The organism is Pseudomonas sp. N2-3-1-14 (assembly GCF_041228395.1).
In the GTDB taxonomy this organism is placed as follows: Bacteria; Pseudomonadota; Gammaproteobacteria; order Pseudomonadales; family Pseudomonadaceae; genus Aquipseudomonas.
This window is the reverse complement of the sequence record NZ_CP166199.1, coordinates 5,319,840-5,330,000: the sequence shown is the minus strand read 5'-3', so window position 1 is coordinate 5,330,000 and position 10,161 is coordinate 5,319,840. Positions and strand designations below refer to the sequence as shown.

At 62.2% G+C, this 10,161-nt stretch carries 3 protein-coding genes and 2 rRNA genes (1 of these 5 cut by a window edge); all 5 read left to right on the top strand.

Going from position 1 to position 10,161, the window contains the following annotated elements:
- Nucleotides 1–460 (top strand): 23S ribosomal RNA (locus AB5I78_RS24700) (it extends 2,432 nt beyond the left edge of the window).
- Between the two features lie 170 nt (nt 461–630).
- Nucleotides 631–746: ribosomal RNA gene (gene rrf, locus AB5I78_RS24695) — 5S ribosomal RNA — on the top strand.
- A 164-nt stretch (nt 747–910) separates the two neighbouring features.
- On the top strand, nt 911–4,360 hold the full coding sequence (gene recC / locus AB5I78_RS24690; RefSeq protein ID WP_369302196.1) for an exodeoxyribonuclease V subunit gamma: 3,450 nt from the start codon (nt 911–913) through the stop codon (nt 4,358–4,360).
- Nucleotides 4,357–8,031, top strand: coding sequence for an exodeoxyribonuclease V subunit beta (gene recB / locus AB5I78_RS24685; protein ID WP_369302195.1), 3,675 nt, complete (start codon nt 4,357–4,359; stop codon nt 8,029–8,031). The genes recC and recB overlap by 4 nt, the downstream gene beginning before the upstream one ends.
- Entirely contained in the window at nt 8,028–10,091 is a 2,064-nt protein-coding gene (gene recD / locus AB5I78_RS24680) for an exodeoxyribonuclease V subunit alpha (protein ID WP_369302194.1), read from the top strand. Before recB ends, recD begins: the two co-directional genes overlap by 4 nt.
- Nucleotides 10,092–10,161 lie beyond the last annotated feature (70 nt).

The following is a 10,161-nucleotide window of genomic DNA, read 5'->3' as shown; positions in this document are numbered from 1 at the left end:
GGGATAACAGGCTGATACCGCCCAAGAGTTCATATCGACGGCGGTGTTTGGCACCTCGATGTCGGCTCATCACATCCTGGGGCTGAAGCCGGTCCCAAGGGTATGGCTGTTCGCCATTTAAAGTGGTACGCGAGCTGGGTTTAGAACGTCGTGAGACAGTTCGGTCCCTATCTGCCGTGGACGTTTGAGATTTGAGAGGGGCTGCTCCTAGTACGAGAGGACCGGAGTGGACGAACCTCTGGTGTTCCGGTTGTCACGCCAGTGGCATTGCCGGGTAGCTATGTTCGGAATAGATAACCGCTGAAAGCATCTAAGCGGGAAACTAGCCTCAAGATGAGATCTCACTGGAACCTTGAGTTCCCTGAAGGGCCGTCGAAGACTACGACGTTGATAGGTTGGGTGTGTAAGCGCTGTGAGGCGTTGAGCTAACCAATACTAATTGCCCGTGAGGCTTGACCATATAACACCCAAGCAATTTGCTTGCTTCAAGCTGAAAAGCGAAAGAGCACCAGATTGCGGTGTGTGAAGACGAAATGAACCGAAAGTTCGAATCTCACAAAACACCGAAAGCTGTCACATACCCAATTTGCTGAAGCGAGGCCACATGGTCACGACTCAGTACCCGAATTTCTTGACGACCATAGAGCATTGGAACCACCTGATCCCATCCCGAACTCAGCAGTGAAACGATGCATCGCCGATGGTAGTGTGGGGTTTCCCCATGTGAGAGTAGGTCATCGTCAAGATTAAATTCCAGAGCCCCTGTTTGCTAACGCAAACAGGGGCTTTGTTTTGGGCGGTCGAAAACATTCCAGTCACCCCGTTCAGTCGGCCTGCCTCACTTGCAGCCTGCGGCCGCCTTCAATGCTAAAGTCGCTGCCTCGATTTTGCTTTTCCCAAGGAAGCCGTTATGCCGGATGCGACGTCCCTCAGCGCTGGATTCATGGTGGTTCACGGCAACCGCCTGGACGAGTTGCGCAGCCTGGTAGTCAGCTGGATGCGCCGCTATCCGCTCGCGCCCTTGGAAAACGAAATCGCCCTGGTACAAAGCAACGGCATCGCCCAATGGCTCAAGTTAGCCCTGGCCGAAGACCCGGAAGACGACGACATGGGTGGCTGCGGCATCGCTGCGGCAATCGACGTGCAACTGCCCGGCAGCTTCATGTGGCAGCTCTATCGCATGGTCCTGGGCCGTGACGAAATCCCGCCCAAGTCCCTACTCGATAAAGCGCCTCTGACGTGGCGCCTGATGCGCCTGCTCCCTGAACTCATCGATCAACCGCACTTCGAGCCGCTGCAGCGCTTCCTTACCCACGACACCGACCTGCGCAAACGCTATCAACTGGCCGAACGCCTGGCCGACCTGTTCGACCAATACCAGGTCTACCGTGCCGACTGGCTGGAAGACTGGGCTGCTGGCCGCCACCAATTGCGCAACGGGCGAGGCGAATCCAAGCCCCTTAATCCCGCAAACTGCTGGCAGGCCGAATTGTGGCGTGCATTGCTGGTCGATGTCGGTGAAGAAGGCATGGCCGAAAGCCGCGCCGGTGTGCACCAGCGCTTTATTGAACGCATCAATACCCTTGAACAGGCGCCCGCAGGCTTACCATCCAGAGTGATCGTTTTCGGCATTTCCTCACTGCCTGCGCAAGCCCTTGAGGCGCTCGCCGGCTTAGCGAGGTTCAGCCAAGTCCTGCTCTGCGTGCACAACCCTTGCCGTCATCACTGGTCCGACATCGTTGCCGACAAGGACCTGCTGCGTAATGAATACAAACGCCAAGCACGCAAAGCTGGCATGCCGGTCACCATCGATCCACAAACCCTGCACCAGCACGCCCACCCGCTGCTGGCCGCTTGGGGCAAACAGGGCCGTGATTACATCAGCCTGCTGGACAGTTACGACGACCCCAACAGCTACCGCGCCGCCTTCCGTGATGGTCGCATCGACCTGTTCAGCGACAGCGAACCCACCACGCTGCTCAACCAATTGCAGGACGACATCCTTGAACTGCGCCCACTCAACGAAACGCGCGAGCGATGGCCGGCCGTCGATCTAGATAACGACAGCTCCATCCGCTTCCACATCGCCCACAGCGCACAACGCGAAGTGGAAATTCTCCACGATCAATTGCTCCAACGTTTCAGTGCCGACCCGACGCTGCGCCCGCGCGACATCATCGTCATGGTCCCTGACGTTGACAGCTACGCGCCGCACATTCGCGCCGTGTTTGGCCAACTTGAGCGAAGCGACCCACGCTTCATTCCGTTCACCCTTACCGACCAAGGCCAACGTGGCCGCGACCCTCTGCTGATCGCCGTCGAACACCTGCTCAAACTCCCGGACAGCCGCTTCCCCGTCAGCGAAATCCTCGACCTGCTCGACGTTCCCGCCTTGCGTGAACGTTTTGCCATCAAGGAGCGCGACCTGCCGACGCTGCACCGCTGGATCGAAGGGGCCGGCATCCGTTGGGGCCTCAATGCCGAGCAACGCGCCGGGCTCGGCCTGCCGCATGAGCTGGAACAAAACAGCTGGAGATTCGGCCTGCGCCGCATGCTGTTGGGTTACGCCGTCGGCACCGGCGTCGCCTGCGACGGCATCGAACCCTACGATGAAATCGGCGGCCTCGACGCGGCCCTGATCGGCCCGTTGGTCTCCTTGCTCGATGCACTAAACGACGCCCATCAGGCCTTGTCCCAACCGGCAGCGCCCCGCGAGTGGGGCGAACGCCTGCAACGCCTGATGCAACTGTTCTTCCTGCCCAGCAGCGAACACGACGACTACCTCTTAGGCCAACTCGAACAACTGAGAGAAGAATGGCTGGAAACCTGTGAGTCCGTCGGCCTGCAGGACGAGTTACCCCTCACCGTAGTCCGCGAGGCCTGGTTGGCCGGCCTGGACCAGGGCCGCCTGTCCCAGCGCTTTCTTGCCGGAGCTGTCAATTTTTGCACCCTGATGCCCATGCGCGCCATCCCGTTCAAACTCGTCTGCCTGCTCGGCATGAACGACGGCGACTACCCGCGCGCGCAACCGCCGTTGGACTTCGACCTGATGGGCAGCGACTACCGCCCCGGCGACCGTTCACGCCGCGAGGACGATCGCTACCTGCTGCTCGAAGCCCTGCTGTCCGCCCGCGACCAGCTCTACATCAGTTGGGTCGGCCGCAGCATCCGCGACAACAGCGACCGGCCAGCCTCGGTACTGATCGGCCAACTGCGTGACCATATCGCCAGCGGCTGGCATAACGCACACCAGCAAGAACTGCTGGAAGCAATGACCCAGGAACACCCGCTCCAACCCTTCAGTGCGCGCTATTTCCATGAAGGCGACGCGCTCTTCAGCTACGCCCGCGAGTGGCAGTTGCTTCACGAGGCCGCCGACGTTCCAGTTAAAGAACACGAACTGGCAGAGCACCAACAAGAAGAACCCCTGAGCCTCGGCCAGTTGCAGGATTTCCTGCGCAACCCGGTCAAACATTTCTTCAGCCAACGTCTGAAAGTGTTCTTCGAGGCCGCCGAAGTGCCGCTCGCCGATGAAGAACCCTTCGTGCTCGACGCGCTGCAACGCTACAGCCTCAGCGACAGCCTGCTGAACGCCGCACTGACCCAGCCCGATCACGTGGATCAAGCACTCAACGCCCAGGCCCTGCGCCTGCAGGGCAGCGGCCTGCTGCCCATGGTGGGTTTCGGCGAGTGCCTGCGTAACGAACTGATCGAGCCGTTGCCCGATTTGCTGCAACGCTACCAACACTTATTGGCACTTTGGCCCACACCACAAACCACCGCCGAGCCGATCAGTTTTGAGCATCAAGGCATCCAGTTGGAAGGCTGGATCAGCGGCCTGCACCGACGCAGTGATGGCGGCTTGCTCAGCGTGACCACCATCCCCAACAGCATCGGTTCGATCAAGACGCGTAAATGGCACCGTCTGATTCGCCCATGGGTCAATCACGTGGTGGCGTGCGCCTGCGGCCTGCCACTCAGCACCGGTTTGGTGGCGAGTGACGACACCTTGTTACTCGCCCCGCTGGATCAATCCAATGCCCGGGAAATCCTTGGCAACCTGCTGTTGGCCTGGCACACCGGCATGCGCAAACCGCTCCCGGTAGCCGTCAAAACCGCCTTCGCCTGGCTCGGCCAAACCGATCCCGCCAAAGCCCTGGCCGCCGCGAGCAAAGCCTATGAAGGCGACGGCCTGACCACCGACGGTGAGCGTCGCGAAACCCCTGCACTCACCCGCCAATTCCCCGACTTCGTCACGCTCATCGCCAGCGAAGCGTTCGAAGGCTGGGCCGAAACCCTGTATCGCCCATTGCTCAACGCACCCTGGCGATCGCTCAGCAGTGAGGAGGCCAGCGCATGATGGGTCAACCTTTAGCCCTGGCCTTCCCGTTAAAAGGCAGCCAGCTGATTGAAGCCAGCGCCGGCACCGGCAAGACCTTCACCATTTCCGCGCTGTACCTGCGCCTGGTGCTTGGCCACGGCGGTGACGAAGCCGGCTTTGGCCGCGAGTTACTGCCGCCGCAAATTCTGGTGGTGACCTTCACCGATGCCGCCACCAAAGAGCTGCGCGAACGCATCCGCATTCGCCTGGCTGAAGCCGCACGGTTCTTCCGCGCCGAAATCGAGCAGCCGGATGCATTGATCGCCGACCTGCGCGACCAATACCTTCCCGAACAATGGCCCGCCTGCGCCAATCGCCTGGACATCGCCGCGCAATGGATGGACGAGGCCGCCGTCTCGACCATCCACAGCTGGTGCCAGCGCATGCTGCGCGAACACGCGTTCGACAGTGGCAGCCTATTCACCCAAACCCTGGAAACCGACCACAGCGACCTGCTCGGCGAAGTGCTGCGTGACTACTGGCGGCTGTTTTGCTACCCGATGCACGACGACGCACTTAACTGGGTGCGCAAAAACTGGAGCGGCCCCGCCGCCCTTATGCCCCGCGTGCGTGCGCTGTTCGGCAGCGAACGGCCCACTGGCGAAAGCCGTGAGCCCGCCGAGCTGATCAACGCTTGCCTGCAAGAGCGCCGCGAAGCCTTGGTAAGCCTCAAGGCGCCGTGGCAGCAATGGGCGGCCGAACTGCGTGATATCTGCCTGCAAGCCGTGGCCGCGAAAGCCGTCGACGGCCGCAAGATGCAGGCGCGTTACTTCGAGCCCTGGTTTGAAAAAATCAGTGCCTGGGCGGCTGACGAAACCCTCGAACAACTGGACATCGGCACCGGCTTCACGCGCCTGACGCCCGACGGCATGGCCGAAGCCTGGAAGGGCGAGCCGCCGAGTCACCCCGGCATCGACGCCATGGCCACTCTCAAAGCCAGCCTCGACGCGTTGCCAACACCCGACGCCGCCGTGCTGCAACACGCCGCCGGCTGGGTGGGTAAACGCTTCGAAGAAGAAAAACGCCGTCGCGCCGAAATGGGCTTCGACGACATGCTGATCCGTCTCAACGCCGCCCTGCAGGCCGACGGGGGCGAGCGTCTTGCCAGTGTGATCCGCGAGCAATTCCCGGTGGCGTTGATCGACGAATTCCAGGACACCGACCCGGTGCAATACAGCATCTTCGACAGCATCTACCGCATCGAAGAAAACCACCTCGACAGCGGCCTGTTCCTGATCGGCGACCCCAAGCAGGCGATCTATGCCTTTCGTGGCGCCGACATCTACACCTACCTGCGCGCCCGTCAGTCCACCACCGGCCGCCACCACACTTTGGGCACCAACTTCCGCTCCAGCCACGCGATGGTCGAGGCGGTGAACCACGTGTTCCAACGCGCCGAAAGCGGCCGTGGGGCTTTCCTGTTTCGCGAGCCGAACGGCGACAACCCGGTGCCGTTCCACTCGGTGCTGTCCCAGGGCCGCAGGGAGCAACTGCAAGTCGATGACCACACGTTGCCGGCACTGAACCTCTGGCATCTGCCCACCGATCAGCCGATTTCCAACGCGGTGTATCGCCAGCAACTGGCGGCTGCCTGCGCCACGCAAATCGTCGCGCTGCTCAATGGCGGGCAGCAAGGTACTGCCGGTTTCCTACAGGCGGACTCCAGCTTCAACGGCGTACTTCCGTCAGACATCGCCATCCTGGTACGTGACGGCAAAGAGGCCCAAGCCGTGCGCGCCGAATTGGCCGCTCGGGGCGTGCGCAGCGTGTACCTGTCTGACAAAGACTCGGTCTTCGCCGCCCAGGAAGCCCACGACCTGCTCGCCTGGCTTAAGGCCTGCGCAGAGCCCGACGTCGAGCGCCCGCTGCGTGCCGCGCTGGCCTGCGTCACCTTGAACCTGTCACTGCCGGAACTGGAGCGTCTGAATCAGGACGAACTGGCGTGGGAAACCCGCGTGATGCAGTTCCGTGGCTACCGCGCGATCTGGCGCACCCAAGGCGTGCTGCCGATGCTGCGGCGCCTGCTGCATGATTTCAAACTGCCGCAAACCCTGATCGCGCGCAGTGACGGCGAACGCGTGCTGACCAACCTGTTGCACCTCAGCGAGTTGCTGCAGCAGGCCGCGTCGGAGCTGGACGGCGAGCAAGCGCTGATCCGTCATCTGGCTGAACACCTGGCACTCTCAGGCCAGGCCGGTGAAGAGCAGATTCTGCGCCTGGAAAGCGATGAGCAATTGGTCAAGGTAGTGACCATCCATAAATCCAAAGGCCTGGAATACGACCTGGTCTTCCTGCCGTTCATCTGCTCGGCCAAGCCCGTGGATGGCAGCCGCCTGCCGCTGCATTACCACGACGAACAGGGCAAATCGCACGTCAGCCTGCGGCCCACCGCCGAGTTGATTGCTCAGGCCGATGATGAGCGCCTCGCCGAAGACCTGCGTTTGTTCTATGTCGCGCTCACACGGGCCAAACATGCGTGCTGGTTGGGCATTGCCGACCTCAAGCGCGGCAATAACAGCAGCTCGGTCCTGCATCTGTCGGCTCTGGGCTATCTGCTCGGCGCCGGTGCGTCGCTGGGCGAGTCGGCCGGCCTGGCGCGCTGGTTGCTGGATTTACAGCAAGGCTGCGCCGCGATCCACTACGCCCATGTCCCGGACGCGCAAGACACGCTGTTCCACCCGCCGCGCAACGCAGCCACGTTGCTCGCGCCGTTGCTGCCCAAGCGCAAGGCCGCCGAAAACTGGTGGATCGCCTCTTACAGCGCATTGCGCATCGGCGACAGCATGAGCGCCGCGCCCTTCGAAGCTCCGGAAAGCCCACAAGCCCAGAAGCTGTTTGACGACGAGCGTCTCGACCCCGACGCACCGCGCGAAGTGGCGGCGTCCGGTGGCGACATACACCGTTTCCCACGCGGACCAAACCCTGGCACCTTCCTTCATGGCTTGTTGGAATGGGCGGGCGAGGAGGGTTTCAACGTCACCCCCGAGGCCATCGAAAAAGCCGTGGGCGCGCGCTGTAACCGGCGCAATTGGGAAGGCTGGATCGTCACCCTCAGCGCTTGGCTGGGCCACCTGCTGCAAACGCCGCTGCCGGTGGATAACGATCAGGTCACCCTGAGCAGCCTGCAGCAGTATCAGATCGAGATGGAGTTCTGGTTCGCCAGCCACAAAGTCGATGTGCTGGCCCTCGACAAACTGGTGTGCCAGTACACCCACAACGGCGCGTCCCGCGTCGCCGCCGAACCGGTGCTGCTCAACGGCATGTTCAAAGGCTTTATCGACCTGACCTTCGAACACGAAGGCCGCTACTACGTGGCCGACTACAAATCCAATTGGCTCGGCCCTGACGATTCGGCCTACACCTTAGAGGCCATGGAACAGTCCATCCTCGAGCATCGGTACGACCTGCAATACGTGCTTTACCTGCTGGCCCTGCACCGCCAGCTGAAGGCGCGCCTGCCCGAGTATGACTACGACCGCCACGTCGGCGGTGCGCTTTACGTGTTCCTGCGCGGCACTGAGTCGTTGAGCAAAGGCGCTTATTTCACCCGGCCGCCCCGTGAACTGATCGAAGGCTTGGACGCGTTGTTCCAGGGCAAACCCATACCGCCCAAGGTTGAGCCCGCCTGGGAACAAGGAGTGCTGCTATGAGCCTGTCGCCGTTACCGCTTGAGGCGCTGATGCCGCTCAACCGCGCCGCCGACCTGCTGCAACTGCTCGAACGCTGGGTTGACCGGGGCTGGCTGCGCGCATTGGACAAGGCGTTTGTCGGCTTCCTGCACGAACTCGATCCGCAGGCCGACCCGCTGGTGTTGCTGGCCGCGGCGTTAACCAGCCACCAGTTGGGCCATGGCCATGTGTGCCTCGACCTGTTCGAAACCCTCAAGGCGCCGGATTTCGCCCTGTCGCTGCCGCCCGAAGGCGACCTGCAAACCGGCGCAATGCTGCTGCCGTCGCAGTTGCTCGACGGCCTCGACGGTGCCCACTGGTGTCACGCGCTGGCGGCCAGCCAATTGGTCGCCCTGGCGGTTGATGGCAGCGAAGCCGCGCAGAGCCGCCCGTTGGTCTTGTCCGGCAAACGCCTTTACCTGCGCCGCTACTGGACCTACGAACGGCGCATCGACACAGCCTTGCGCCTGCGCCTGGCCACCCAGGAAAGCGTCGCCGCCGATTTGCCGCAACGCCTCAACAGCCTCTTCAAGCAACCGCCGCCCGACGGCGTGATCGACTGGCAAAAGCTCGCCTGCGCCTTGGCCACGCGCGGTGCTTTCAGCATCGTCACCGGCGGCCCCGGCACCGGCAAGACCACCACCGTGGTGCGCCTGCTCGCGCTGTTGCAGGCGCCGGCCGTGGAAGCCGGCAGCCCGTTGCGCATCCGCCTGGCTGCGCCCACCGGCAAAGCTGCCGCACGCCTTACCGAATCCATCAGCCAGCAAGTGCAGTCGTTGACCGTGCCCGACAGCGTGCGGGAAAAAATTCCCACAGAGGTCACCACCGTTCACCGCTTGCTGGGCAGTCGCCCGGGCACGCGGCACTTCCGCCATCACCTGGGCAACCCGTTGCCGCTGGACGTGCTGGTGGTGGACGAAGCCTCGATGATCGACCTGGAAATGATGGCCAACTTGCTGGACGCCTTGCCGCCCCACGCGCGCTTGGTATTGCTGGGCGACAAGGACCAACTTGCCTCGGTCGAGGCCGGCGCCGTACTGGGCGATTTATGCCGCGACGCCGAAGCCGGCTGGTACAGCCCCGACACGCGCCAATGGCTGCAAGCGGTCAGCGGCGAAGACCTGAATGCCAGCGGCCTGCAAGAAGACCTCGACGGCAGCCATCCGCTGGCTCAACAAGTGGTGATGCTGCGCTATTCGCGACGTTTTGGTGAAGGCAGCGGCATCGGCCAATTGGCACGCTGGGTCAACCAGCAAAACGCCGAAGAGGCGCGCCAACTGCTCGCCGCGCGCAGCCACGATGACCTGTTCTGCCTCAGCCTCAAGGGCGAGCATGACCACGCCCTCGAGCGGCTGATACTGGACGGGCAGGGCGGCGACGCCCAAGGCTATCGTTATTACCTCAACTTGCTGCAAAGCGCGCGCCCGACCCTCGACACCCCGCGCGAAGACCTCGCCTGGACGCACTGGGCGCAGCAACTGTTGCAAGCCTTCGACGCCTTCCAGTTGCTCTGCGCTGTGCGCAAAGGCCCGTGGGGCGTAGAAGGGCTGAACCTGCGCATCACCGCGGCCTTGCGCAAAGTGCGGCTGATCGAGGGGGACGAGCAATGGTACGAAGGCCGCCCGGTGCTGATGACCCGAAACGATTACGGCCTGGGCCTGATGAACGGCGACATCGGCATCGCGCTCAAACTGCCCGAAAGCGATGGCGGCCCCCACGTGCTGCGCGTGGCTTTCCCACGTAACGATGGCCAAGGCGGCGTGCGTTTTGTACTGCCCAGCCGTCTGAACGATGTGGAAACCGTGTACGCCATGACCGTGCACAAGTCCCAGGGCTCAGAATTTACCCACACCGCGCTGATCCTGCCGGATGCGCTGAACCCGGTGCTGACCAAAGAACTGATCTACACCGGTATCACCCGCGCCAAGCGCTGGTTCAGCCTGATCGAACCGCGTGGCGGCGTGTTTGAAGAAGCCGTGCGGCGTAAGGTCAAGCGCTTGAGTGGGTTGATGCTGGAATTGGACGTACCGGCTGGAAAATGACTGAATGGTCATGAAATATTTCTGATTCAGTCGTCTGAATTTTCTGAAAAAATAGCGGACTTCGCGAAGG

What these genes read in the sequence shown, in the direction of transcription:
- recC (WP_369302196.1), top strand. Translation starts at nt 911, where the DNA reads ATGCCGGATGCGACGTCCCTCAGCGCTGGATTCATGGTGGTTCACGGC.
- recB (WP_369302195.1), top strand. Translation starts at nt 4,357, where the DNA reads ATGATGGGTCAACCTTTAGCCCTGGCCTTCCCGTTAAAAGGCAGCCAG.
- recD (WP_369302194.1), top strand. Translation starts at nt 8,028, where the DNA reads ATGAGCCTGTCGCCGTTACCGCTTGAGGCGCTGATGCCGCTCAACCGC.